Raw genomic sequence first — 23,947 nt, 5'->3', positions numbered from 1 at the left:
GAATGGGCCGAAGAATGGGAATGTTGATCGGTGTAAAGCCGGAGACGATTGCGCAGTACAAGGCGCTGCACGCTGCCGTGTGGCCCGAGGTGCTGGCCCTGATCTCCGCCTGCAACATTCGCAACTACACGATTTTTCTACGTGAGCCGGAAAATCTGTTGTTCGGCACGTGGGAGTATCACGGCACCGATTTTCAGGCTGACATGGCAAAAATGGCGGCAGACCAGAAAAATCAGGAATGGTGGTCAGTGTGCATGCCCTGTCAAACACCGCTCGACAGCCGCGCAGATGGGGAATGGTGGGCGATGATGGAAGAGGTGTTTCACCATGACTGATGCCCTGTTTGACCCCGCTGCCTTGCGCCAGCATTGGGAAAAGCCTGCCGCGCCGCGCCCCATCGTCGTCTTTGGCGCAGGCAGCATTGTCGGTGACGCGCATTTCCCGGCCTACCAAAAAGCCGGATTTCCCGTCGCCGGTCTGTATGATCCTGATCATGCGAAAGCTAAAAAGCTGGCACAGACGTGGGGTGTGCGGGCCTTTGCATCGGTAGAAGAGGCTGTGGCCGTTGAGGGTGCGATCTTCGATCTGGCCACGCCGCCATCGCGCCATGCGGGCGTGCTAGAGCAACTGCCGGACGGGGCATTCGCGCTGATCCAGAAGCCGATGGGCAGCAATCTCGGCGAGGCAACGGACATCCTTGATCTCTGCCGGGCCCGCTCTCTGCACACGGCGGTCAACTTCCAGCTTCGCTTTGCACCCATGATGCTGGCGTTGAAGGATGCCGTCGATCAGGGATGGCTGGGCGAGGTCGTTGACTTTGATGCGTGGCTGGCACTGGATACGCCGTGGTCGCTCTGGCCGTTTCTGAACGGGTTGCCGCGCATCGAAATTGCCATGCACTCCATTCATTATCTGGACTTTATTCGTGATCTTCTGGGCAACCCGCTTGGCGTCCATGCCAAGACGCTGGGCCACCCCGCCCATAGCATGGCGCAAACCCGCACCTCCGCCATTCTGGACTATGGGGAAACGGTGCGCTGCGCGCTGTCGGTCAACCACGATCACCGTTTCGGGCGGAAATATCAGGCCTGCGAATTCCGCATTTGCGGCACCGAGGGGGCTGCCTATCTCAAGCTGGGTGTGAATCTGGATTACCCGCGCGGCGAGCCGGATATTCTGGAAATTTTCCCCAAGGGCGGCAGCGATTGGGTACCGGTGCCGCTGACCGGCGCATGGTTCCCGGATGCCTTCGCATCGCGCATGGCCAATGTGCAGCGCTTTGCCAGCGGTGAGGACCGCGTGCTGGTCAGTTCCGTGGAAGACGCATGGCACACCATGGCGCTGGTAGAGGCAGCCTATGCCTCATCGGCTGCGCCTGCCACACCACTCGCACACAAGTGAGGATATTCATTTGGCAGAACAAACCATCTATTTCGAAGATTACAGAACGGGCGATGTGCGGCTGACGACCGGGCGCACCATCACGGAAACGGATTTTGTCGTTCACGCCGGGCACACCGGCGATTTTTTCCCGCACCATATGGATGCGGAATTTGCAAAGACGACGCCGTTCGGCCAGCGTGTGGCCCATGGCACGATGGTGTTTTCCATCGGCGTGGGATTGACGGCTGGCCTTATCAATCCGGTTGCGTTTTCCTATGGGTATGACCGGCTGCGCTTCGTCAAACCTGTGTTTATCGGCGATACGATCCGCACGCGCATTACCATCGGTGACAAGCAGGACGACCCCAAACGTGCCAATTGTGGCCGCGTGGTGGAGCGCTGTGAAGTGCTGAACCAGCGAGACGAAGTGGTGCTGGCCGCCGACCATATTCTGATTGTTGAGCGCAACCCAGAGGGTAACACATGACCGATCTTTCCGGCAAAACAGTTCTGATCACCGCTGCGGGCCAAGGCATTGGCCGGGCAAGCGCTTTGGCATTCGCCGCCGCAGGCGCAACAGTGTACGCAACCGACATCAATGCCGATGCGCTGGCCGAACTGGTGCATGAGCGGATCTCTACGCACACACTGAACGTCCTAGACGATGCGGCCGTAGCCGCTGTCGTATCCGACATCGGCCATGTGGATGTGCTCTTCAATTGTGCGGGGATCGTTCATCCCGGCTCGATCCTGGACATGAAGGACGAGGACCTCGATTTTGCTTTCAATCTCAACGTCCGCGCCATGGTGCGCACCATCCGTGCCGTTCTGCCGGGGATGCTGGAAAAGGGCAATGGATCCATCATCAACATGGCCTCGGTTGCGGGCAGCGTTAAGGGCGTGCCCAACCGCTTTGCCTATGGGGTAACCAAGGCTGCCGTTGTCGGCCTCACCAAGGCGGTTGCTGCCGATTATGTGGCGCAGGGCATTCGTTGCAACGCCATCTGCCCCGGCACGGTGGAAAGCCCCTCACTGGAAGGACGTATGCGCGCTCAAGGCGACTATGAAACAGCGCGCGCCGCGTTCATCGCCCGCCAGCCCATGGGCCGTCTCGGCACGCCGGAGGAGATTGCCGATCTCGCCGTGTATCTTGCCGGTGCCACCTACACGTCGGGTCAAGCCTACGCCATCGACGGCGGCTGGACCATTTGAAGTTTCAAATTGCACTGAATTCCTGCCAACGAGGCTGTCATGACCCGCATTACCGATCTCCGCGTCTTCGATCTTCGCTTTCCCACCTCGCTCAGCCTTGATGGCTCCGATGCGATGAATCCGGACCCGGATTATTCGGCGGCCTACGTCATTCTGGACACCGATGCCGGTCTGTCCGGCCATGGATTAACCTTCACCATCGGGCGCGGCAACGACATTTGCTGCATGGCCATCCATGCCATGCGTCATCTGGTGGTGGGCGAGGAACTGGAATCGATCCTCGATAATCCCGGCCGGTTCTGGCGGCACCTGACGAGTGATAGCCAGCTGCGCTGGATCGGCCCGGAAAAAGGCGCCATTCATCTGGCGACTGGTGCCGTGGTCAACGCCGTCTGGGACCTGTTGGCCAAGCAGGCGGGTAAGCCCGTCTGGCAACTGGTGGCCGATATGACGCCGGAGCAGATCGCCGATATCGTCGACTATCGCTACATGACCGACGTGCTCACCCGCGACGAGGCCATCGCCATTCTCAAACGGGCAGAGCCGGGTAAGGCAGAGCGCGTGGCAACCCTGAACCGCGAAGGCTATGCCTGCTACACCACCTCTGCCGGTTGGCTTGGCTATGGCGATGAAAAGCTGCGGCGTTTGTGTCAGGAAGCCATCGATGAGGGCTTCAACCACGTGAAAATGAAAGTGGGCCGTGATCTGGAAGACGACATTCGTCGCCTGACCATCGCCCGCGAGGTCATCGGCCCGGATCGCTATCTGATGATCGACGCCAATCAGGTCTGGGAGGTGAATCAGGCCATTGAATGGGTCAACAAGCTGGCCTTCGCCAAGCCCTTTTTCATCGAGGAGCCGACAAGCCCCGATGATATTGCGGGCCATCGCAAGATTCGCGAAGCAATTGGAACGGTCAAGGTTGCCACCGGGGAAATGTGCCAGAACCGCATCATGTTCAAGCAGTTCATTGCCGAAGGTGCCATTGATATCGTGCAGATCGACAGTTGCCGCATGGGCGGGCTGAACGAGGTACTGGCCGTGTTGCTGGTGGCGGCCAAGTACAATCTGCCGGTCTGGCCCCATGCGGGCGGCGTGGGTCTGTGCGAATATGTGCAGCACCTGTCGATGATCGACTATATCGCCGTGTCCGGCACCAAGGACGGCCGCGTGATCGAATATGTCGATCATCTGCACGAGCATTTTCTGGAGCCCTGCATCATTCGCGACGCCGCCTATATGCCACCGCAGGCCCCCGGATTTTCCATCGAGATGAAGCCGGAATCGATTGCGCAATACACTTTTCAGGCGCAATAAACCTGATAAAAGAGCCTACCACAGTGGGGATCGTCCATGAAAAATGCGCTGACTATTCATGATTTGAAAGATGTGGCGCGCCGTCGCGTGCCGAAAATGTTTTTCGATTATGCTGATTCCGGTGCGTGGACCGAAGGCACATACCGGGCCAATGAGGCGGATTTTTCCAGAATCAAGCTGCGCCAGCGCGTGCTGGTGGATATGACCGATCGGTCGTTGGCAACGACCATGATCGGCCAGCCGGTATCCATGCCAGTCGCCCTCTCCCCGACAGGCCTGACAGGGATGCAACATGCCGATGGAGAAATGCTGGCAGCGCAGGCGGCGGAAGAAGCAGGCGTTCCCTTCACGCTGTCCACCATGAGCATTTGCTCGATTGAGGACGTGGCGTCGGTGACGAAAAAGCCGTTCTGGTTTCAGCTCTATGTGATGAAAGACCGCGATTTTGTCTTCAATCTCATTGACAGGGCCAAGGCCGCCAAATGCTCGGCGTTGGTGCTGACGCTCGACTTGCAGATTCTGGGACAGCGCCACAAGGATCTGCGCAACGGCCTGTCCGCGCCACCGAAGTTTACGCCCAAGCACATCTGGCAGATGGCGACCCGGCCGCAATGGTGCCTGGACATGCTGCAAACCAAGCGCCGCTCCTTCGGCAATATCGTCGGCCATGCCAAGGGCGTGTCCGACCTGTCGTCTCTATCATCCTGGACGGCGGAGCAATTCGACCCCAAACTGTCATGGGAGGATGTGGCGTGGATCAAGGAGCGCTGGGGCGGGCCCTTGATTCTGAAAGGCATTCTGGATCCTGAGGATGCGAAAATGGCAGCGGAGACCGGCGCGGATGCCATTATCGTTTCCAACCATGGTGGCCGCCAGCTGGATGGCGCCATGTCCTCCATCGCCATGCTGCCGCGTATCGTGGATGCGGTGGGAGATCGCATAGAAGTGCATTTCGACGGGGGCATTCGCTCCGGTCAGGACGTGCTAAAAGCAGTGTGCCTCGGTGCCAAGGGCACCTATATCGGTCGTCCGTTCCTGTACGGTCTGGGCGCGGGCGGCAAGGCAGGCGTGACCAAGGTGCTGGATATCATTCGCCGCGAAATGGACGTGACGCTGGCGCTGTGCGGCAAGCGTACCATCAGCGAGGCAGGACCGGATTTGCTGGTGGACAAGCCCAACGAAATTTTTTGAGCAAGATTCGATCTTTCTGAAGTTGACGAATGATCCAAGGCACTTAGTTTCCCAGTACACAGCTAGATTTTGCGCGAGGGGATAATGTCATGGCTTCCAAGAGATTTTTAAGTGCAGCACTTGCGGCCACGCTGTTTGCGGGCACTGCATGGGCAGACGTCGTGGTTTCCTCCAAGATCGACACCGAAGGTGGCGTTCTCGGCAATATCATTCTGTCCGTGCTGAATGCCAATGGCATTGCAACGAAGGACCGCATCCAGTTGGGGGCCACACCCATCGTGCGACAGGCGATTACCGCCGGCGAAATTGATATCTACCCGGAATATACTGGCAATGCGGCTTTCTTCTTTGAAAAAGCTGAAGATCCCGCGTGGAAGAATGCCGAGCAGGCTTATGAGCAGGCCAAGAAGCTTGATTATGATGCCAACAAGATCGTCTGGCTGACGCCATCGCCAGCCAACAACACCTGGGCCATTGCGTTACGCAAGGATGTGGCGGACAAGAACAAGCTCTCGACCCTGACCGAGTTTGGCAAATATGTCGCCGATGGCGGCGAGGCCAAGCTGGCGGCATCATCCGAATTCGTCAACTCTGCGGCGGCACTGCCTGCGTTCCAGACTACCTATGCCTTTACGCTGAAACCGGATCAGCTTATCACCCTTTCGGGCGGTGATACGGCAGCGACGATTGCAGCGGCTGCAAACCAGACCAACGGCGCAAACGCGGCGATGGTCTATGGCACCGATGGCGGGATTGCACCCTCCGGCCTCGTGGTGCTGACCGATGACAAGGGCGTGCAGCCTGTCTACCAGCCAGCGCCGATCATCCGTGAAGCGGTGTTGAAGGATAATCCGAAGATCGCCGAACTTCTGAAGCCCGTCTTCGAGAAGCTTGATCTGGTAACCTTGCAGGATCTGAATGGCCGGGTTCAGGTGGGTGGCGAAGCTGCCAAGGCCGTTGCTGATGATTTCCTGAAAAAGAATGGCTTCCTGAAATAGGTTTATGCCAGCGGGCAGGGGAGTGCGGGTGGATAAGCTCGGCGTCGTGATAACGGCGCTGGCAGCTTATGCGCTGTTGATCTCTCCGTTCGCAACGTTCCGGGCCAATCGTATCGTGCCCGGTGATCCCGTGGGCCTTCTCAATGCTGTCGCTACTCCGGTGAATGGGCTGGTATTGGCATTGCTGATCGCAATCGCTCTTCTGGCGCTGGTGAAAACCAGCGTTATTGCGCGTCTGGTGGCCAGTGTTGTCGCAATCGTCGCGCTCTGTCTTGCCATTGGTCTGGCGGCTCAGCATTTAACGCCAGAAGGAAACAGCTATGCGCGGGTTGCGCCAGCCTCCGGGTTCTGGCTGCTTCTGTTTGCCTTCGCGCTGATGGCGACAGACGCGCTGACCCGGCTGCAACCGCCGCCCGGCGTTCGCATACTGGCGCTGCTTGTGACCGCACTTGGCATAGCGGCACTGCTGAAATCCGGCAGTTGGGATGGTCTTTCCATTCTGAAAGAATATTCCACACGCGCTGCCAGCTTCTGGCGGGAGGTGGGGACGCATGTTACGCTGGCGCTCGGTTCACTGGCTGCCGCGACGGTCATCGGCCTTCCCTTGGGGCTGCTCTGTCATCGCATTCGCCCGCTACGCGCTGCGGTTCTCAACAGCCTCAACATAATTCAAACCATTCCGTCGATTGCGCTGTTTGGCCTGTTGATTGCGCCGCTCGGATGGATTGCAACCCATGTTCCCGGCGCGTCAGCAGTGGGAATTGCAGGCATTGGCGCGGCACCGGCCTTTGTTGCCCTGTTTCTGTACTCGCTGCTGCCGGTTGTTGCCAATACGGTAACAGGGCTCGCGGGTGTGCCACAGGCGGCGGTGGATGCCGCGCGCGGCGTAGGCATGACGCTGTGGCAACGGCTGACGAAAATCGAACTGCCACTGGCGTTTCCGGTCATCCTGACCGGCATCCGCATTGTGCTGGTGCAAAATATCGGGCTTGCCACCATTGCCGCTCTCATTGGTGGCGGCGGGCTTGGCGTGTTCGTGTTTCAGGGCGTGGGGCAAACGGCCATGGATCTGGTGCTACTGGGGGCCGTGCCGACAGTTGCCATGGCCTTTGCGGCGGCGGTGCTACTGGATGCCATCATAGACAAGGTGAGGATGCAGGCATGATCGAGATCGACACCCTCTGCAAATCCTACGACGGCGTTGAGGTGGTGCGCGATGTTACGCTGACCATCCAGCCGCGCACCATCACCGTGATCGTCGGCACCTCCGGTTCTGGCAAAACCACGCTTTTGCGCATGATCAACCGGCTGGTAGAGCCCACCTCCGGCACAATCAAGCTGGACGGCGAGGACAACCGGTCCTTGCCCGGCTATGAACTGCGCCGCCGTATCGGCTACGCCATTCAGGGCCACGGCTTGTTTCCCCATCGCACGGTAGGGCAGAATATCGCGACGGTGCCATCTCTTCTTGGCTGGAGCAAAGCCCGGATCACGGCCCGTGTCAATGAATTGCTGACTCTGTTTCAACTGGACCCCGCAGCGTTCGCTCCGCGTTTTCCGCATGAACTGTCTGGCGGGCAGCAGCAACGTGTCGGCGTGGCGCGGGCGCTGGCTGCCGAACCCAATGTGCTGCTGATGGACGAGCCGTTTGGCGCACTCGATCCGATCATTCGCGCCAAGGCGCAGGATGATCTGAAGGCAATCCAGAAGCATTTCGGCACCACCATTCTGCTCGTCACCCATGATATGGAAGAGGCGATCCGGCTGGCGGACATGATTGCAGTCATGGACAAGGGCTGCGTGGTTCAGTTCGCGCCGCCGTCCGAGATTTTGACAAAGCCCGCCACGGATTTTGTCGCCACTTTGATTGGCACCAGCGACCGGCCTTTCCGCCTGATGTCGCTGGCGAAAGTCGGTGATGCGGTGGAGCCGGGAAGCGCCAATGGGTTAGCCATTGCCGCCTCCATGAACCAGCGCGACGCCTTGGCTGAACTGCTCTGGTCCGGCAGGCAGGCTTTGCCGGTTACGGCTGCGGACGGGCGTGTTCTGGGACGCATCACGCTGGAAGGGTTAACGGCCCGAGCGGGACATAGCTCAGGGCACCCGGCATGAAACTGTGGTGGTCGTTAGGGCTGCGCATTATCGTCTTCGGTCTGCTGCTTGCCTTCCTTTTGCAGCCCTATTGGTTTGCACCGCTGCTCAAACCACTGACCCAGAACAACGCACCGGCAATCTACAATCAGGGCAGCCTGCTGTCGCTCACGCTTTCGCACCTCCAGATTGTGCTGATCGCCACGGTCGCGGCAACTGTTCTTGGCGTTACACTCGCCATTCTGGTCACGCGGAAATTCGGCGCGGAGTTCTTAGCCCTGTCACGCAGTCTGGTGAATATCGGTCAGACGTTCCCGCCGGTCGCAGTGCTGGCGCTCGCCGTGCCTGCCGTTGGCTTTGGCGAAAAACCAACGCTGATTGCGCTGTTTCTTTACGGCCTGCTGCCAATCTTCGAGAATACGCTGACAGGGCTGACGACACTGCAACCGTCCGTCATTGAGGCAGCACGGGGCGCAGGCATGACCGGCTGGCAGCGTTTGTTGAAGGTGGAACTGCCCTTGGCGTTTCCGGTCATCCTCGGCGGTATCCGGCTGTCCATGGTCATCAGCCTCGCCACGGCTACCATCGGCTCCACGGTAGCGGCAAAAACGCTGGGCGAGGTGATCATTGCCGGGCTTTTGTCCAACAATCTGGCGTTTGTGCTGCAAGGCGGCTTGATCGTCGCCGTGCTGGCCGTGCTGATTTACGACAGCCTATCAGCTTTGGAGCGGTTGATGGCCCGGCGCATGGGTGCCTAGAGCATTTCCAGTAAAAGCGGAATCGCTTTTACGTCTGGACAATGCGTCAAAACTCTAGCTCTGAGATAACCGTACCGGAACCGACTTTGCCGCAGGCACCTTGCTTTTGCGCGCGTGCTGGGCAAGCGGAATCAGGCCGTTGCATTCCGGATAATAAGCACCCACGCAGCCGCGCGGAATGTTGTAGGGAATGATTTGCAGCCCGGAAAAGGTGCGTTCGATATTATCCTCCGTCACCGCAGTCAGCGTTACGTTGCGATCATGGTCGAGGTTGAAGCGCGCAATATCTTCCTCGTTCATGAAGATAACCATGCGGGTGCCCTCAACACCGCGAAAGCGATCATTGTAGCCGTAAATCGTCGTGTTGAACTGGTCATTGCTGCGCATGGTGATCAGGCGCACCACGCTCGGGTCACGGCCCGTATCAAAGCTGGCATTGATCTCATCGAACGTCTTGAAATGCGCCTTGCCGCTCTCCGTCTCCCACTTGCGCTCGCGCGCGGGAACGGGGCGCAGAAAGCCGCCGGGCATATCCTTGCGCCGGTTATAGTCGCCAAATTGCTCCGGATAAGTTTTCTCGATTGCTTCGCGCACGGTCGCATAATCGGCCACCCACTCGTCCCAGTTCAGATGGGGATTGGGGGGAAGCGTTGCCTTGGCAATTTCGGCCACGATCTTCATCTCCGAGAGAAGATGATGGCTGGCTGGACGGCGGCGACCCCGGGAGCGGTGAATTTTTGTCGTTGTGTCTTCGATCGTTACGGTCTGCGGGCCGCTGGCTTGCCGGTCGATTTCCAGCCGTCCGAGACAGGGCAGCACATAGGTATCTCCACCGGTGATCAGATGGCTGCGGTTGAGTTTCGTAGCGATATGAACAGTAAGAGACAGTTCTTTCCACGCCTCCTCGACCCGGGGACTATCCGGCACAGCACGCAAAAAGTTGCCACCCAGACTAATAAAAGCATGGATACGACCAGCCAGAATGGCCTCGCAGCTCTCCACCGTATTCAGGCCCTTTTCCCGTGGTGGTACGAAGCCATATTGTTCGGCCAGCTTGTCGAGTGGCACAAGTTTCGGGTCGTCAGCTATTCCTACGGTGCGCTGGCCCTGTACGTTGGAGTGGCCGCGCACGGGACAGATGCCCGCGCCGGGCTTGCCGATATTGCCGCGCAGCAGGGCCAGGTTCACCAGCATCTGCACGTTCTCGACCCCGAACTTATGCTGGGTCAACCCCATGCCATAGACGAGAATAACCTTCTTGCAGGCCGCGTAGGTGCGGGCCGCCGTTTCCAGATCGGCGCGCTCCAGCCCGCTTTCGCGCTCCAGTTCGTCCCACGAGGCATGGCGGACAGCATCTGCAAATTCGTCAAAACCATCGGTGTGCTCGGCAATGAAGGCGTGGTCCAGAAGCGGTTCTCCACCTGCCACCTTCGCACGGTCGTCTTCTTCCACCAAATATTTGCACATGGCTTTCATGGCGGCGATATCGCCCCCGGCCCGCACCTGCAAATATTGCGATTCCAACCGGGTTTCTGCACCCGTCAGCATTTCCACGGGGCTTTGTGGGTTTGTAAAGCGCTCAAGACCCCGCTCGCGCAGGGGATTGAACACGACGATCGGCGCGCCACGCTTGGCCGCTTCCTGCAATTCGTGCAGCATACGCGGGCTGTTGGAGCCCGGATTCTGCCCGAAGAAGAACAGACAGTCCGTTTCCTTGAAGTCCTCGAACTTGACCGTGCCGACCGCCGAGCCAATGCTTTCTTTCAAGCCAATGGATGTGCTTTCGTGGCACATGTTGGAACTATCGGGCAGGTTGTTGTTGCCATACATCCGGGCAAAGAGCGCATAGGCATAGGAAGTTTCCAGCGAGGCGCGACCGGAGGCGTAGAAGATCGCCGTTTTGGGATCATACTGCCGAATACGGGCCAGTTGCAGACCAATGGCACGAAACGCCTCTTCCCAGGCAACCGGTACATGTTTGTCGGTTGCGGAATCGTAGCGTAGCGGATGGGTCAGGCGACCATGGTTTTCGAGATCGAAGTCCGTCCAGGACTTAAGGTCGGTCACCGTGTGATCGCGGAAGAAATCCGGAGTGGTGCGCTTCGGAGTCAGTTCCCAGAAGGTTGCTTTCGCGCCGTTCTCGCAAAACTCCGCCACCTTCGGCTTGGAGGGCTTGACCCAGGCGCAGCTGACGCAGGAAAACCCCTTGGGTTTGTTCTGGCGTAACAAAACGCCCGGTCCACTGAGGATAACGCCTTGCTGAAACAACGCCCGACTGACGGATTTCAGCGACCCCCAGCCACCGGCTGGTCCATCGTAATGCGTGATCTTGACGGGACGCGTTTGCAGGCTTGTCATGAGAGCGATCCTTCGAAGTGTGAATGCGGTTAAGCATACAGGCGAAGGATTGTTCCCCATTTTTAAGGCGAGACTTTATTTCGGGTGTGTTGGGGCAAAATGCGCCACCAGTGCGTGGCGATCTCCGGGGTATGTCAGCCGGACATGGGTAACATAGTCTCCGCCACTCCATGTGCGCCGCTCCACCACCAGACAAGCAGTGCCAATGGATAAATCCAGCGCCGCCGCTACTGCACGATCAGCGGAAACGGACCGGATGGTATGCTCGGCAGCACTCCAGGGCACCTGATCCAGCAGCCAGGGCCCTGGCGCAATATCGGTAAAATCAGCCGTGGCAGCGTCGGGCACAGCGGTCAGGTTGATCAACCGTTCCTCAAAGCAAAAAGGCAGGGCCCCAGCAAAGTGACGGCTGGCAATATCCAGAATCTGGCTATCGGCTGGTACATCCAGCCGCTTGCGATCGGCAGGCGTTGCCCTGTGGCTTTTTCGTGCCAGCAGTTCATAGGCATAAGGCACGCCCAGAGACTGTACCTCCTGCCGGATATCGCGAATTTCCAGCACCGCCGATTGGGCGTGAGGCTGGGTTACGTAGCTGCCGGACTTGCGCCGCCGCTCGATCAGCCCCGTTTTGGCAAGCTGCGTCAGCGCCTTGTTCACCGTCATACGGGAGCAGCCATAGTGCGCGGCCAGATCAACTTCAAAGGGAATGCGGTGCCCCGGTGGCCAGTGTCCCGAAAGAATCTGGCCCTCTATATCTGCAAGGATACGGGCGTGAAGCGATGGCTCGGCTGTGGCTTTGATCATGATGTTGGTGTAAAACCCGTTAAACCTAATGGCAATGGGCTCAACCGACGAGATCACGCATGGTGCGCGCGAAGCGCTCGGAGATCGCCTTACGGGCGTGGTGGCGTCCACCCTCCACCTGTTTTACGCCGTCCACCCACACGCAATCGGGTGCCGCCCCCTTGGCAAACAGCCAGCTATCCAGAATGCGGTCGCCGTCCAGCGGTATGTCGTCACGCGGTTTCAGCGACAGAAAGCTGGCAGGCTTGTCTATGCTTAAGCCGGTTTCCACGGCCAGACTCTGGCCACCGCCGCTCATCGCACGCTCAAGCAACATGCGTCCGGTCGAGCCGCCAGCTTGAGCAATCACATTGCGGGCGCGGTGCAGCAAGCGCTGCGAATACTCAAGCTGTCGCAATTCGTCATCAATGCCGATCAGGATGTTGGAATCCGAACCGATGCCGAAAGCGCCGCCCGCTTCTAAGAACCGTTCCGCGGGGAAGGTGCCGTCGCCGAGATTGGCTTCGGTAATGGGGCATAGGCCTGCAACAGCTTTCGCCCTTGCAACACCATCGGTTTCCGTGAGTGTCATATGGGTCGCGTGAATCAGGCACCATGTGTGGTCAATGGCGGTGTTGTTTAAAAGCCATTCCACAGGCCGTGCACCGGACCACGCAACGCAGTCCTCCACCTCTTTCACCTGCTCGGCCACATGAATGTGGAACGGGTTGCCATTGGCCATGGCATGCAGGGCTTCCAGTTGCGGTGGCGTGACAGCGCGGAGTGAATGCGGCGCGATGCCGACATTCACACCGGGGCGCGTTGCCGCGATGGCGTCACACCGATCCATCAGGCGGGAAAAACTGTCGAGCGTATTGATAAAGCGTCGCTGGTCCGTGCCGGGTGCCGCGCCCCCAAAGGTGGAATGTGCGTAGAATACCGGCAGCAGCGTCAGGCCAATTCCGGTTTCCTGTGCCGCCGCATCGATGGACACTGCCATTTCGGCAATATCGGCATAAGCGTGGCCGTCATGGTCATGGTGCAGATAATGGAATTCTCCAACGCGGGAAAAGCCGCTTTCCAGCATCTCCATATAGAGTTGGGCAGCAACGGCATGAACCTGATCCGGCGTCATAGACAGGGCAAAACGATACATGGTCGTGCGCCAGCTCCAGAAGCTGTCGGCGGTTGCGCCGCGCACCTCCGCCAGCCCCGCCATGCCACGCTGAAAAGCATGGCTGTGCACGTTGGGCATGGCAGGCACAAGCGTGTCGTGCCGTTCGTCGCCGGGTTCGGCTGCGCAATCCGGCTGCATCGTTGCGATGCGTCCATTGGCGATTGTCAGGCGCACATTGCTGCGCCAGCCGTCTGGCGTCAGTGCCTGCTTTGCGTGGATGCCGTTCATGTCCGTGCTTTTCAAGATGGCCTCTCCAAAAAATGCGCTCTGATAAAAACTGACTTGCCAGATCTTTTGTTATGTATATACATATTAGCAGAATTCGATTGCGAAGCAACGGGCAGGCGGGGAAAATTACCATGGACAGCGTATTGCAGCCGATGGGGGAGCAGAGAGGGGACCGCATCCGCATTTATACCAATGTGCGCCTTGCCACGATGGCCGCAGGCATGCTGGGCCTCGGCATTGTGGAGGACGGTGCGGTGGCTGTTGAGCACGGCCGTATTGCCTATGCTGGTCCGGCGTCCGATCTGCCGCAGGCGCTGATCGCTAAAGCCGAAACTGTAGATTGTGAAGGGCGCTGGATGACACCGGGCCTGATTGATTGCCACACCCATATTGTTCATGCGGGCAACCGCGCCCACGAGTTTGAACTGCGCCTGTCCGGCGCCACCTATGAGGAAATCGCACTGGCTGGCGGGGGCATCGTCTCGTCCGTGTCATCGCTGCGCGCTGCCAGCGAAGATGCGTTGCTCGCCCAAAGCCTGCCGCGTCTCGATGCGCTGATGGCCGAAGGCGTCACGACAGTCGAGGTGAAATCCGGCTACGGACTGGATGTGGACAACGAAATCAAGTCGCTTCGCGCTGCCCGCCGTTTGGCGGAGACACGCAAGGTAACGGTATCCACCACTTTTCTGGGCGCGCATGCACTGCCACCGGAAGCAACAAGCAAATCCGCCTATATTGATTATGTCATTCAGGCCATGTTGCCAGCCATCGCCGCGCAAGGTCTGGCCGATGCGGTGGACGGCTTCTGCGAAGGCATAGCCTTTTCCACCGATGAGATGCGGCGGGTGTTTGAAGCGGCAAAGAGCCACGGTTTGCCCGTTAAACTTCACGCAGACCAGTTGTCCAATCTCCATGGCGCAGCACTTGCAGCAGAGTTTGGTGCCCTGTCGGCGGACCATTTGGAATATACCGATGGGGACGGTGCCCGCGCCATGGCGGCATCCGGCACCGTGGCGGTTGTTCTGCCCGGCGCCTATTATTTCATTCGCGAGACGAAGAAGCCGCCAATCGACCTTTTTCGGGAGGCAGGTGTTGCCATGGCCGTGGCCACTGATTGCAACCCCGGCACATCCCCGCTGACCTCGCTGCTGCTAACGATGAACATGGGGGCCACGCTGTTTGGTATGACGGTGGAGGAGTGCCTGATCGGTGTCACCCGCAACGCCGCAACGGCGCTGGGTTTGCAGGCTGAAACCGGTACGCTGGAGGCTGGCAAATGGGCTGATCTGGCCCTCTGGAACATCGAACGCCCCGCAGAACTTGTCTATCGCATGGGCTTCAACCCCCTTCACCTGCGCATCTGGCACGGCCTATAACTTTTGAGGAGACCCCATCATGACCATAACGCTCTCCCCCGGCTCCGTTCCCCTCTCCACGCTGGAGACCATCTACTGGACTGGCGTAGCCTCCAAACTGGATACGGCATTTTATCCCGGCATCGAAAAAGCTGCCGCCCGTATCGCCGAAATTGCCAATGGCGATGCGCCGGTCTACGGCATCAATACCGGGTTCGGCAAGCTTGCCTCCATTCGTATTGCCGCCGATGATGTCGCGACCTTGCAGCGCAATCTCATCCTGTCGCACTGCTGTGGCGTGGGTGCGCCGCTGCCGGATAATATCGTGCGGCTGATCATGGCGCTCAAGCTGATTTCGCTAGGGCGTGGGGCGTCCGGCGTACGGCTGGACCTGATCACGCTGCTGGAGGGCATGCTGGATAAAGGCGTAACGCCGCTTATCCCCGAAAAGGGTTCGGTCGGTGCTTCCGGTGACTTGGCTCCGTTGGCCCATATGGCTGCCGTCATGATGGGCGAAGGCGAGGCGTTCTATGAAGGCCAGCAAATGAGTGGGCGCGACGCTTTGGCAAAAGCGGGCCTTGCGCCAGTTGTACTGGCAGCAAAGGAAGGGCTGGCGCTGATCAATGGCACGCAGGCCTCCACCGCACTGGCGCTGGCAGGTCTGTTTCGCGCCCACCGTGCCGCGCAGGCAGCGTTGATTACCGGTGCGCTGTCCACGGATGCGGCGATGGGCTCGTCCGCTCCGTTCCATCCCGATATTCACACGCTGCGCGGCCATAAGGGACAGATCGACACCGCCACCGCCTTACGCGCCCTGCTTGCCGGTTCTGTCATCCGCGAAAGCCATATCGACGGCGATGAGCGCGTGCAGGACCCCTATTGCATTCGCTGCCAGCCGCAGGTGGATGGTGCTTGCCTTGATCTGCTGCGTTCTGTTGGCCGTACACTGGAAATCGAAGCCAATGCGGTGACCGATAATCCACTCGTGCTTTCGGATAACACCGTGGTTTCCGGCGGCAATTTCCACGCCGAGCCGGTGGCCTTTGCCGCCGACCAGACGGCGATTGCGATTTGTGAAATCGGCGCGATTGCACAGCGCCGCATCGCGCTGCTGGTGGACCCGGCGCTTAGCTATGGCCTGCCCGCCTTTCTGGCAAAGAAACCTGGTCTCAACTCTGGCCTGATGATTGCCGAAGTGACATCTGCCGCGCTGATGAGCGAGAACAAGCAGATGTCTCACCCGGCTTCAGTGGACTCCACGCCAACATCGGCCAATCAGGAAGACCATGTGTCCATGGCCTGCCACGGCGCGCGCCGCCTGTTGCAGATGACAGACAACCTGTTTGCCATCATCGGCATTGAAGCGCTGACGGCGGCCCAAGGTGTCGATTTCCGTGCCCCGCTTGCCACCAGCCCGGAACTGCAAAAGGCAATGTCTGCGCTACGCGCTGTCGTGCCTTCGCTGGAAGAGGATCGTTATATGGCGCCTGATCTGAAGTCGGCTACCGATCTCGTTGCCAGTGGCGCGCTGAATGCCTCCGTATCCGCTGGCATTCTGCCCGCACTGGAGGCTTGATATGGCTGTTTACGAGGTCCATCAAGGATCGTCTCCGATCATTCTGGCCTTTCCCCATACGGGGACGGACGTACCTGACGACATTGCAGCCCGTTTGAACGACACGGGCCAAATTCTGGCCGATACGGACTGGCACATCCATCACCTCTATGATGGTCTGCTGGACGGTGCCACCACGGTTTGTGCCACGTTCCACCGCTACTGCATCGATGCGAACCGTGATCCCGAGGGAACAAGCCTCTATCCCGGACAAAACACGACAGGCCTCATTCCCACCACCGATTTTGATGGGTTGCCGATCTGGCGTGACGGTTTTGAGCCCACCGAGGAGGATGTGACGGATCGCCTCGCCCGTTTTCACACGCCGTATCATACTGCGTTGCAAGGGGAGATCGACCGGGTGAAGGCGCTGCATGGCGTGGCGATCCTTTATGATTGCCACTCAATCCGCGCGCATATTCCCTTTCTGTTTGACGGAAAACTTCCAGACTTCAATATCGGCACAGACAATGGCTGGACTTGCGACCCTGCCATTGAACAGGCCGTTGTTGATGTGGCGTCACATGCTGACGGCTACACCTTTGTCCTGAATGGACGCTTCAAAGGTGGCTGGACCACGCGTTACTACGGCAAGCCTCAAGCGGGCGTTCACGCCATTCAGATGGAGCTTGCCCAATGCACCCATTTGGCCACCGAGGCACCGCCCTTTGCGTACGATCCAGGCAAGGCCGAGCCTTTGCGTGCGCATTTAAAAACCATTCTGACCCGTATTGAAGCAATAGCACTTTCACTGAAGGACACACACAAATGAGCAATCCGCGTCACAATATCAGAGAAATTCGCGCAAGCCGCGGCACGGAGCTTTCCGCCAAATCCTGGCTGACGGAAGCACCGCTGCGCATGTTGATGAACAATCTGGACCCGGACGTCGCCGAAAACCCCAATGAACTGGTGGTCTACGGCGGTATCGGCCGCGCTGCCCGCACCTGGGACGATTTCGACCGGATCGTTGCGACACTCAAGGATCTGAACGAGGATGAAACCTTGATGGTGCAGTCCGGCAAGCCCGTGGGCGTGTTCCGCACCCACAAGGATGCGCCGCGCGTGCTGATCGCCAACTCCAATCTGGTTCCGCACTGGGCCACATGGGACCATTTTAATGAGCTGGATAGACGAGGTCTTGCCATGTATGGGCAGATGACCGCCGGTTCATGGATTTACATCGGCACACAAGGCATCGTGCAGGGTACCTATGAGACCTTTATGGAAGCCGGTCGCCAGCACTATGATGGCAATCTGAAGGGCAAATGGATTCTGACCGGCGGCCTTGGCGGCATGGGCGGAGCGCAGCCTCTGGCCGCCGTCATGGCGGGCGCGTGCTGCCTGGCCATCGAGTGCAACCCGGACAGTATCGATTTCCGCCTGCGTACCCGCTATGTCGATGCAAAGGCTGAAACGCTGGACGAAGCGCTGGCGATGATTGACGGCTGGACCAAGGCGGGCGAGGCCAAGTCCGTCGCACTGCTCGGTAACGCTGCCGAAATCCTGCCCGAAATGGTCAAGCGCGGCATCCGCCCGGATATCGTGACCGATCAGACCTCGGCCCATGACCCGATCAACGGCTACCTGCCCAAGGGCTGGACCATGGCGGAGTGGAAGGCAAAGCGTGAGACGGACCCAAAGGCCGTAGAGGTCGCTTCGCGCGCCTCCATGCGCGACCATGTGGAAGCCATGATTGCCTTCTGGAACGCTGGCGTACCCACGCTCGACTACGGCAACAACATTCGTCAGGTTGCGCTGGAAGAAGGTCTGGAGAATGCCTTCGCATTCCCCGGCTTCGTCCCGGCCTACATCCGCCCGCTGTTTTGCCGTGGCATTGGCCCGTTCCGCTGGGCGGCGCTGTCGGGTGATCCGGAAGATATCTACAAGACCGATGCGAAGGTGAAGGAACTGACGCCCGGCAACACCCATCTGCACAACTGGCTGGATATGGCGCGCGAGCGTATTGCGTTTCAGGGTCTGCCAGCGCGCATTTGCTGGGTGGGGCTGGGTGACCGCCATCGTCTTGGCCTTGCCTTCAACGAAATGGTTCGCAATGGCGAACTAAAAGCACCGCTGGTGATTGGACGCGACCATCTGGACTCCGGCTCCGTCGCCTCACCCAACCGCGAGACGGAAGCGATGAAGGACGGCTCGGATGCCGTGTCCGACTGGCCGCTGTTGAACGCGCTGCTCAACACCGCTTCGGGTGCCACCTGGGTATCTCTGCACCATGGCGGCGGGGTTGGCATGGGCTTCAGCCAGCATTCCGGCATGGTGGTTTGCTGCGATGGGACCGAGGATGCCGACCGCCGCATTGAGCGTGTGTTGTGGAACGACCCGGCAACCGGCGTGATGCGCCACGCGGATGCCGGCTACGACATCGCTCTCGACTGCGCAAAGGAAAAGGGCCTTCGTTTGCCGGGTATTCTCGGGAACTAGAGCATAATCCGACCGGAGCGAAGCGAGGATCGATAAGATTATGCTTCGAATTAAAGACTTAGAGCGCCGTTCTGATATGATCAGAACGACAAGCGCTCTAAACCCAGCGGGCGGGCATTCGTTCGTTCGACGTGTCCGCCCCCGAACCAGAAAGTTGACCATGCAGATTTTGCGCGCGCAGGATTACCGCCGTATGCCGTGGAAAAACGGCGCCGGTGAAACCACCGAAATCGCCGTTTTTCCTGCCGGGGCGGATATATCAGCGTTTGACTGGCGCATCAGCATGGCAACAGTGTCCGAGGATGGGCTGTTTTCCATTTTTCCGGGCATCGACCGCACCTTGAGCATTCTGGACGGCGAAGGCATGGCGCTGGACATTGACGGCAAGCACAAGGCGATGCTGACCCGAGACAGTGCCCCTCTCGCCTTTGCCGCTGACATGCCGGTGGAGGCCCGGTTGACGGCTGGGCCGATACTGGACCTCAATGTTATGACCCGCAGGGGACGCTTTTCCCATACGGTGGAGCGCCACGATATTGATGCTGATTTGCAGATCACGCCCCGGCAGGAGACTTGCATCGTTCTGCCGCTCGGCCCCGCAACGGCTGTTTATCACGGCAAGCAATACGCGTTGTCAGCACGCGACAGCATTGTTCTGAACGATGCCGCAACTTTGAGGGTAGCTGAGCAGACCGGTGTGTTTCTTATTCGGATAAAACAATAGCGTTTCTGGTGGCTGCATCGGCAATCAACCGCGTATGTTCAGTGCGCAGGTGAGGTTGCATAAGGGCTCTCAGCCCAAGGCCGCGCAACTCGTCAATAAACGCGCTCACATCCGCGTCGTCAGGCGCTCTTCCAACGCGCATTGCAATGGATGCGCAGAGGTTCTGGGCATGAGCTTTGAGGATGGCTTGAAGCTCCGGGTCATCGCCCACCTCCAGAATGATCGACAGGAGAAAGCGCATCCGCTCAGGATCAAAAAAGAGCGACGCCAAAGATTCTGCAACTGTCATGCCGGTGGTGCTAGCACCCTGTTGAGCGCGCTGATGCGACGCTTCGAGCAGGGCGATATACAGGTCCGCCTTGCGAGGAAAATAATATGTAAGATGGGATTGGCGGATGCCGGAAAGCTTCGAAAGCCTCGGCTGCGTCAATGCCTTGATTCCATTACTCTCGATTATGTCGAGGGCGGTATCGAGTATCAGCTGGCGCTTGTTTGGCTGTGGTGCTGTCATGTCAGGCTCTCACGGTGACCTCTTGAATATGTATATTTATCGCGTTCTCAGATAAAAACGGCAGCACCTCCTCAAGAGACATGATTTCATCAAGGTGGTGAACACCTGATGGTATCGGCCTGTTTGAAGCGGCATTAACGACAAAGGCTGCGACAAGCGCAGTTATCTCCGCCTCTTTCCGACCCTCCATCGTCGCCCGCACGGTTGTCGGCTGGCCTTGCCGCACGCCTTCAACCTCGACGGATAGTGCGGTGCGGTCCGAACCAAAGCGCAAATATGGCATGAGTTTGCGCACCCATCGGCTGAACGGCCGTGACCTCTGCAAAACGGGGATCAGCGCAAAGATCGCGCGCGCCATCATGGCTGGCACAAGGCTGAGATAGGTCGCTGTATCCGGTATATTCTGCCTGCGCCGGATGACATGCTGATCGGCAAAATCAAACGGTATCATCGGAAAGGCCGTTGGAGGATGTCCGAAGGCGAACATGTTGATGGAATGGGGCAAAGGGGGAGACGACAGCAGATTCTGGAACGTCCAGTCAATGGCCGCACGTCCATGGTCATCGCCAAGCCCCAGCATAATGCCGATCCGAACTCGGTTTGCCTGATCCAGTCTGTCAGTGCAAGCCTTGACCAGCAGATTGGTCAGGCCGGGAGCTAGACCGACAGACAGGATTGCCCGGCCTTCATGCGCACGCGCTGTGTGCTGCAATGCCTCTATCTGTTGAAACAAGGCATCGCTTGCGGTGATATCTACATAGGTTTTACCGCTTTTCAGCACTTGGGCCGCAAATGACGCGTCTTTCTGGTCCATGCAGACAATGACGATGTCGGCGTCGTTCAACACATCATCCCAGTTTTGGCTGTTTTCCAAGTCCAAGAGGGTAGCTTTGCAGTGAAGATGTGCGGCAAGACGCTGTGCCTTATCGAGGCTGCGTCCCGCAATAGTAACGGTGCCTGTTTGGAATTCAATCAGCCGCCTGGCCAACCGGTTACCGACATGGCCGTAGCCTCCGACAATCAAAATTCGTTTTGCAACGCTCGTCACTAAGTAAGCCTCATAAGTTGGTAACCAACCAACATATATAAGACTATCCTGTAAAGCGCAACAGCCTTAACGCGGAATAGAGTTTTAAGCCTTGCTTATCAGGCCAGATCGGCCACAACGGCATCTAAAATCAACATCCCCTGCGGCGTGCAGCGAAGACGGGAGTTTCCAAGGCGCTCGATAAAGCCGAGGCTGATGAGGAAATCTTCCTTGTCCGGGTCCGGGTCTCGTCCTGAAAGCATCTGCCAGCGCGCAAGGTCCACGCCTTCTTTCAAACGAAGGCCCATGAGCAGCAGCTCGTCGGCCTGTTCGCCGATGTTGAGCGTGTCCTGAACGGTCATGCCATGGCCGCGTGTTTCCACAAGGCGAAGCCATTCTTCCGGCTTGCGTTCAGTCTCCGTTGCCAGCTTGGCGCGCCCATTGCTGAGACGTCCATGCGCGCCGGGACCAATGCCAGCGTAATCGCCGTAGCGCCAATAAGTGAGATTATGACGGCTTTCCGCGCCGGGGCGCGCATGGTTGGAAACCTCGTAGGCGGGCATGCCTTCGCGCGCGGTAATCTCCTGCGTCGCTTCGTAGAGATCGGCGGACGCCTCGCCATCCGGTACAATCAGCTTGCCCATCTTGTGCAGATTGTAAAAGGTCGTGCCTTCCTCAATGGTCAACTGATAGAGCGACAGGTGATCGACCGCGTAGGAGATCGCCTGTTGCAGTTCCAGATCCCATTCGGCCACCGTCTGGTTCGGGCGTGCATAAATCAGGTCGAACGACATGCGCGGAAAAATTTCACGCGCCAGACGGATCGCTTTCAATGCGTCTTCGACATTGTGCAGGCGACCGAGAAATTTCAGGTCGCGGTCGTTCAGCGCCTGTACGCCGAGCGACACACGGTTGACACCGGCTGCACGGTAGCCGCGAAAACGGGTGGCTTCCACGCTGGAGGGGTTGGCCTCCATGGTAATTTCGATGCCATCGGGCATATGCCAGTTGCGCGCAATGCCATCCAGCACGGCAGCCACGGTTTCCGGGTCCATCAGCGAAGGCGTGCCGCCGCCTAAAAACACGCTCGTCACGGTGCGCGGGCCGGACAGCCGCCGTGCAGTTTCCATCTCTTTCAGAAACGCAGCGACATAGCGGTTCTGGTCCACAGGTTCGCGGCGAACATGGCTGTTGAAGTCACAATACGGACACTTGGCCGCGCAAAACGGCCAATGCACATACACCCCGAAACCGGGGTCGCCATTATCGGGCAAGAGAATGGGTGAGACCGAAGCCATGAACGTCATCAGGCCCCAAGACAGGTTTCGGCAAACAGCTTGAAGGCGCGGGCGCGGTGAGACAGGGCTTGCGCATCCCCCGGCTTCCAGCCGTGCTTTTCCTCGGCGCTCATTTCGCCAAATGTTGCGTCATACCCCAGTGGCTGGAAAATTGGATCATAACCAAACCCCTGTGTGCCGCGCGGTGGCCAGACGATATGCCCTTCCACTTCGCCGCGAAACAGCTCCGTATGTCCATCGGGGAAGGCAAGGCAGAGCACGCTGACGAAGCGGGCCGTGCGTTGCACGGGTTCGGTTGCGCCCTTGTCCGCCAGTGCTTTTTCCACCTTCGCCATGGCCATGTCGAAATCCCGGCTGCCATCGAAGGTTTCTGCCCAATTGGCCGTGTAAACGCCCGGTGCGCCATCCAGCGCGTCGATGCAAATGCCGGAATCATCCGAAAGTGCTGGCAACCCGGAGGCCTGCGCCGAGGCAAGCGCCTTGATCGTCGCATTCTCTTCGAAGGTCGTGCCGGTTTCATCCGGCTCGATAAAGTCGAGATCGGCAGCCGATTGGGCGGTAAAGCCCAAAGGTCCGATCAAATCCCGGATTTCGCGAATCTTGCCGGCATTGTGACTGGCAACGACAATCGTTTTTGTGTCCAGCGTCCGCATCACGCAATCGCCTGTTTCTGCATCGCCACAAGGTCGGCAATGCCCGTCTTGGCAAGGCCGAGAAGCGTGGCAAATTCCGCTTCCGAAAAAGGCGCGCCTTCGGCAGTGCCCTGAATTTCGACAATGCCGCCGGCACCGGTCATGACGAAATTGGCATCGGTTTCGGCAGACGAATCCTCAAGGTAATCCAGATCGATTACCGGCTGGTTGGCGAAAATGCCGCAGGAGATCGCAGCGACATGGTCTTTCAAAACCTTCTCCACCTTGACCATATTGCGGTTTTCCATCCACTTCAGGCAATCGTGCAGGGCAACCCATGCGCCGGTAATGGCGGCGGTGCGGGTGCCACCGTCTGCCTGCAGCACATCACAATCGATGGAAATCTGACGTTCGCCGAGGGCAGGCAGGTCAACAATGGCGCGCAGCGAGCGACCAATCAGCCGCTGAATTTCCTGCGTGCGACCGCTCTGTTTGCCGCTGGCGGCCTCGCGCTTCATACGCTCGCCGGTCGCGCGCGGCAGCATGCCGTATTCGGCTGTAACCCAGCCTTTTCCACCGTTGCGCAGCCAGCCCGGTACGCGCTCTTCAAGGCTCGCAGTGCACAGCACATGCGTATCACCAAAACGGACCAGACAGGAGCCTTCCGCATGCTTGGAAAAATTGCGCTCGAATGAAACCTTGCGCATTTGGTCTGTCTGTCTGCCGGATGGCCGCATAGGAATGCTCCCCACTGTCGTCTCTTCATGAAATTGAAGCCCTTCTACTGCATTCCCGCTCAAATCAAAATCGCTTTATGGATAATTCTGCGCTGCAGCGGAGGTGGACG

23 protein-coding genes are annotated in these 23,947 nt (G+C 58.7%); 15 read left to right on the top strand and 8 right to left on the bottom strand.

The genetic code is table 11. The annotated features are described in order from the left end of the window. Positions 1-2 precede the first annotated feature (2 nt). From IFT84_RS04255 to IFT84_RS04210, 10 genes are all read left to right on the top strand, one after another. Positions 3-335, top strand: a complete 333-nt coding sequence (locus IFT84_RS04255; protein WP_446737563.1) for an L-rhamnose mutarotase — start codon at positions 3-5, stop codon at positions 333-335. Continuing rightward, entirely contained in the window at positions 328-1,401 is a 1,074-nt protein-coding gene (locus IFT84_RS04250; RefSeq protein ID WP_192117354.1) for a Gfo/Idh/MocA family protein, read from the top strand. Before IFT84_RS04255 ends, IFT84_RS04250 begins: the two co-directional genes overlap by 8 nt. Positions 1,402-1,411: 10 nt before the next feature. Further along, positions 1,412-1,870: a MaoC/PaaZ C-terminal domain-containing protein gene (locus IFT84_RS04245; RefSeq protein ID WP_192117353.1), complete on the top strand. Its 459-nt coding sequence runs from the start codon at positions 1,412-1,414 to the stop codon at positions 1,868-1,870. Beyond that, positions 1,867-2,595, top strand: a complete 729-nt coding sequence (locus tag IFT84_RS04240; protein ID WP_192117352.1) for an SDR family oxidoreductase — start codon at positions 1,867-1,869, stop codon at positions 2,593-2,595. The genes IFT84_RS04245 and IFT84_RS04240 overlap by 4 nt, the downstream gene beginning before the upstream one ends. Before the next feature lie 39 nt (positions 2,596-2,634). Beyond that, on the top strand, positions 2,635-3,912 hold the full coding sequence (locus tag IFT84_RS04235; RefSeq protein ID WP_192117351.1) for an L-fuconate dehydratase: 1,278 nt from the start codon (positions 2,635-2,637) through the stop codon (positions 3,910-3,912). A 36-nt stretch (positions 3,913-3,948) separates the two neighbouring features. Then, on the top strand, positions 3,949-5,103 hold the full coding sequence (locus IFT84_RS04230) for an alpha-hydroxy acid oxidase (protein ID WP_192117350.1): 1,155 nt from the start codon (positions 3,949-3,951) through the stop codon (positions 5,101-5,103). An 89-nt stretch (positions 5,104-5,192) separates the two neighbouring features. Continuing rightward, on the top strand, positions 5,193-6,101 hold the full coding sequence (gene osmF / locus IFT84_RS04225; protein WP_192117349.1) for a glycine betaine ABC transporter substrate-binding protein OsmF: 909 nt from the start codon (positions 5,193-5,195) through the stop codon (positions 6,099-6,101). 4 nt (positions 6,102-6,105) lie between these two features. After that, a complete protein-coding gene (locus IFT84_RS04220; RefSeq protein WP_192117348.1) occupies positions 6,106-7,266 on the top strand; it encodes an ABC transporter permease in 1,161 nt (386 codons plus the stop codon). After that, positions 7,263-8,213 carry an ABC transporter ATP-binding protein gene (locus tag IFT84_RS04215; protein ID WP_192117347.1) on the top strand — a complete coding sequence of 317 codons (951 nt, stop codon included), beginning with the start codon at positions 7,263-7,265 and terminating at the stop codon, positions 8,211-8,213. Before IFT84_RS04220 ends, IFT84_RS04215 begins: the two co-directional genes overlap by 4 nt. After that, complete coding sequence (locus IFT84_RS04210) at positions 8,210-8,950, top strand: ABC transporter permease (RefSeq protein WP_192117346.1); 741 nt, start codon at positions 8,210-8,212, stop codon at positions 8,948-8,950. The genes IFT84_RS04215 and IFT84_RS04210 overlap by 4 nt, the downstream gene beginning before the upstream one ends. A 54-nt stretch (positions 8,951-9,004) precedes the next feature. Here the strand turns inward: IFT84_RS04210 and IFT84_RS04205 are convergent, their stop codons facing one another. The 3 genes from IFT84_RS04205 to IFT84_RS04195 all read right to left on the bottom strand — a co-directional run bounded on the left by IFT84_RS04205 (position 9,005) and on the right by IFT84_RS04195 (position 13,496). Continuing rightward, on the bottom strand, positions 9,005-11,308 hold the full coding sequence (locus tag IFT84_RS04205) for an FdhF/YdeP family oxidoreductase (protein WP_192117345.1): 2,304 nt from the start codon (positions 11,306-11,308) through the stop codon (positions 9,005-9,007). A 75-nt stretch (positions 11,309-11,383) separates the two neighbouring features. Further along, positions 11,384-12,109 (bottom strand): histidine utilization repressor, encoded by a 726-nt coding sequence (hutC, locus tag IFT84_RS04200; RefSeq protein WP_192117600.1) that lies wholly within the window; start codon positions 12,107-12,109, stop codon positions 11,384-11,386. A gap of 43 nt (positions 12,110-12,152) precedes the next feature. Continuing rightward, on the bottom strand, positions 12,153-13,496 hold the full coding sequence (locus tag IFT84_RS04195; RefSeq protein ID WP_192117599.1) for a formimidoylglutamate deiminase: 1,344 nt from the start codon (positions 13,494-13,496) through the stop codon (positions 12,153-12,155). Positions 13,497-13,627: 131 nt separating this feature from the next. Between IFT84_RS04195 and hutI the strand changes: the two genes are divergently transcribed. The 5 genes from hutI (at position 13,628) to IFT84_RS04170 (ending at position 19,632) form a co-directional block, all read left to right on the top strand. After that, positions 13,628-14,872: an imidazolonepropionase gene (hutI, locus tag IFT84_RS04190; protein ID WP_244651066.1), complete on the top strand. Its 1,245-nt coding sequence runs from the start codon at positions 13,628-13,630 to the stop codon at positions 14,870-14,872. Between the two features lie 19 nt (positions 14,873-14,891). Then, the gene (hutH, locus tag IFT84_RS04185; protein ID WP_192117344.1) at positions 14,892-16,427 is read left to right on the top strand and encodes a histidine ammonia-lyase; all 1,536 of its coding nucleotides are present in this window, start codon (positions 14,892-14,894) and stop codon (positions 16,425-16,427) included. 1 nt (position 16,428) lies between these two features. Beyond that, positions 16,429-17,238 carry an N-formylglutamate deformylase gene (gene hutG, locus IFT84_RS04180; protein WP_192117343.1) on the top strand — a complete coding sequence of 270 codons (810 nt, stop codon included), beginning with the start codon at positions 16,429-16,431 and terminating at the stop codon, positions 17,236-17,238. Beyond that, positions 17,235-18,908 (top strand): urocanate hydratase, encoded by a 1,674-nt coding sequence (gene hutU / locus IFT84_RS04175; protein WP_192117342.1) that lies wholly within the window; start codon positions 17,235-17,237, stop codon positions 18,906-18,908. The genes hutG and hutU overlap by 4 nt, the downstream gene beginning before the upstream one ends. A gap of 160 nt (positions 18,909-19,068) precedes the next feature. Further along, the gene (locus IFT84_RS04170) at positions 19,069-19,632 is read left to right on the top strand and encodes a HutD/Ves family protein (RefSeq protein ID WP_192117341.1); all 564 of its coding nucleotides are present in this window, start codon (positions 19,069-19,071) and stop codon (positions 19,630-19,632) included. Here IFT84_RS04170 and IFT84_RS04165 read toward each other — a convergent pair. The 5 genes from IFT84_RS04165 to rph all read right to left on the bottom strand — a co-directional run bounded on the left by IFT84_RS04165 (position 19,613) and on the right by rph (position 23,837). Further along, positions 19,613-20,143, bottom strand: coding sequence for a TetR family transcriptional regulator (locus tag IFT84_RS04165; RefSeq protein WP_192117340.1), 531 nt, complete (start codon positions 20,141-20,143; stop codon positions 19,613-19,615). The two genes, IFT84_RS04170 and IFT84_RS04165, sit on opposite strands and share 20 nt — an antisense overlap. A gap of 1 nt (position 20,144) precedes the next feature. Beyond that, complete coding sequence (locus IFT84_RS04160; RefSeq protein WP_192117339.1) at positions 20,145-21,191, bottom strand: saccharopine dehydrogenase NADP-binding domain-containing protein; 1,047 nt, start codon at positions 21,189-21,191, stop codon at positions 20,145-20,147. Between the two features lie 98 nt (positions 21,192-21,289). Continuing rightward, entirely contained in the window at positions 21,290-22,468 is a 1,179-nt protein-coding gene (gene hemW / locus IFT84_RS04155) for a radical SAM family heme chaperone HemW (RefSeq protein ID WP_192117597.1), read from the bottom strand. Between the two features lie 8 nt (positions 22,469-22,476). Then, complete coding sequence (gene rdgB / locus IFT84_RS04150; RefSeq protein WP_192117338.1) at positions 22,477-23,121, bottom strand: RdgB/HAM1 family non-canonical purine NTP pyrophosphatase; 645 nt, start codon at positions 23,119-23,121, stop codon at positions 22,477-22,479. Continuing rightward, positions 23,121-23,837, bottom strand: a complete 717-nt coding sequence (rph, locus tag IFT84_RS04145; RefSeq protein WP_192117337.1) for a ribonuclease PH — start codon at positions 23,835-23,837, stop codon at positions 23,121-23,123. The genes rdgB and rph overlap by 1 nt, the downstream gene beginning before the upstream one ends. Positions 23,838-23,947: the final 110 nt, after the last annotated feature.

Source organism: Rhizobium sp. CFBP 8762 (assembly GCF_014841565.1).
Classification (GTDB): Bacteria; Pseudomonadota; Alphaproteobacteria; order Rhizobiales; family Rhizobiaceae; genus CFBP-8762.
This window is presented reverse-complemented; position numbering and strand designations above follow the sequence as displayed.

What these genes read in the sequence shown, in the direction of transcription:
- IFT84_RS04255 (WP_446737563.1), top strand. Translation starts at nt 3, where the DNA reads ATGGGCCGAAGAATGGGAATGTTGATCGGTGTAAAGCCGGAGACGATT.
- IFT84_RS04250 (WP_192117354.1), top strand. Translation starts at nt 328, where the DNA reads ATGACTGATGCCCTGTTTGACCCCGCTGCCTTGCGCCAGCATTGGGAA.
- IFT84_RS04240 (WP_192117352.1), top strand. Translation starts at nt 1,867, where the DNA reads ATGACCGATCTTTCCGGCAAAACAGTTCTGATCACCGCTGCGGGCCAA.
- IFT84_RS04235 (WP_192117351.1), top strand. Translation starts at nt 2,635, where the DNA reads ATGACCCGCATTACCGATCTCCGCGTCTTCGATCTTCGCTTTCCCACC.
- IFT84_RS04230 (WP_192117350.1), top strand. Translation starts at nt 3,949, where the DNA reads ATGAAAAATGCGCTGACTATTCATGATTTGAAAGATGTGGCGCGCCGT.
- osmF (WP_192117349.1), top strand. Translation starts at nt 5,193, where the DNA reads ATGGCTTCCAAGAGATTTTTAAGTGCAGCACTTGCGGCCACGCTGTTT.
- IFT84_RS04220 (WP_192117348.1), top strand. Translation starts at nt 6,106, where the DNA reads ATGCCAGCGGGCAGGGGAGTGCGGGTGGATAAGCTCGGCGTCGTGATA.
- IFT84_RS04215 (WP_192117347.1), top strand. Translation starts at nt 7,263, where the DNA reads ATGATCGAGATCGACACCCTCTGCAAATCCTACGACGGCGTTGAGGTG.
- IFT84_RS04210 (WP_192117346.1), top strand. Translation starts at nt 8,210, where the DNA reads ATGAAACTGTGGTGGTCGTTAGGGCTGCGCATTATCGTCTTCGGTCTG.
- IFT84_RS04205 (WP_192117345.1), bottom strand. Translation starts at nt 11,308, where the DNA reads ATGACAAGCCTGCAAACGCGTCCCGTCAAGATCACGCATTACGATGGA.
- IFT84_RS04195 (WP_192117599.1), bottom strand. Translation starts at nt 13,496, where the DNA reads ATGAACGGCATCCACGCAAAGCAGGCACTGACGCCAGACGGCTGGCGC.
- hutI (WP_244651066.1), top strand. Translation starts at nt 13,628, where the DNA reads ATGGACAGCGTATTGCAGCCGATGGGGGAGCAGAGAGGGGACCGCATC.
- hutH (WP_192117344.1), top strand. Translation starts at nt 14,892, where the DNA reads ATGACCATAACGCTCTCCCCCGGCTCCGTTCCCCTCTCCACGCTGGAG.
- hutG (WP_192117343.1), top strand. Translation starts at nt 16,429, where the DNA reads ATGGCTGTTTACGAGGTCCATCAAGGATCGTCTCCGATCATTCTGGCC.
- hutU (WP_192117342.1), top strand. Translation starts at nt 17,235, where the DNA reads ATGAGCAATCCGCGTCACAATATCAGAGAAATTCGCGCAAGCCGCGGC.
- IFT84_RS04170 (WP_192117341.1), top strand. Translation starts at nt 19,069, where the DNA reads ATGCAGATTTTGCGCGCGCAGGATTACCGCCGTATGCCGTGGAAAAAC.
- IFT84_RS04165 (WP_192117340.1), bottom strand. Translation starts at nt 20,143, where the DNA reads ATGACAGCACCACAGCCAAACAAGCGCCAGCTGATACTCGATACCGCC.
- hemW (WP_192117597.1), bottom strand. Translation starts at nt 22,468, where the DNA reads ATGGCTTCGGTCTCACCCATTCTCTTGCCCGATAATGGCGACCCCGGT.
- rdgB (WP_192117338.1), bottom strand. Translation starts at nt 23,121, where the DNA reads ATGCGGACGCTGGACACAAAAACGATTGTCGTTGCCAGTCACAATGCC.
- rph (WP_192117337.1), bottom strand. Translation starts at nt 23,837, where the DNA reads ATGCGGCCATCCGGCAGACAGACAGACCAAATGCGCAAGGTTTCATTC.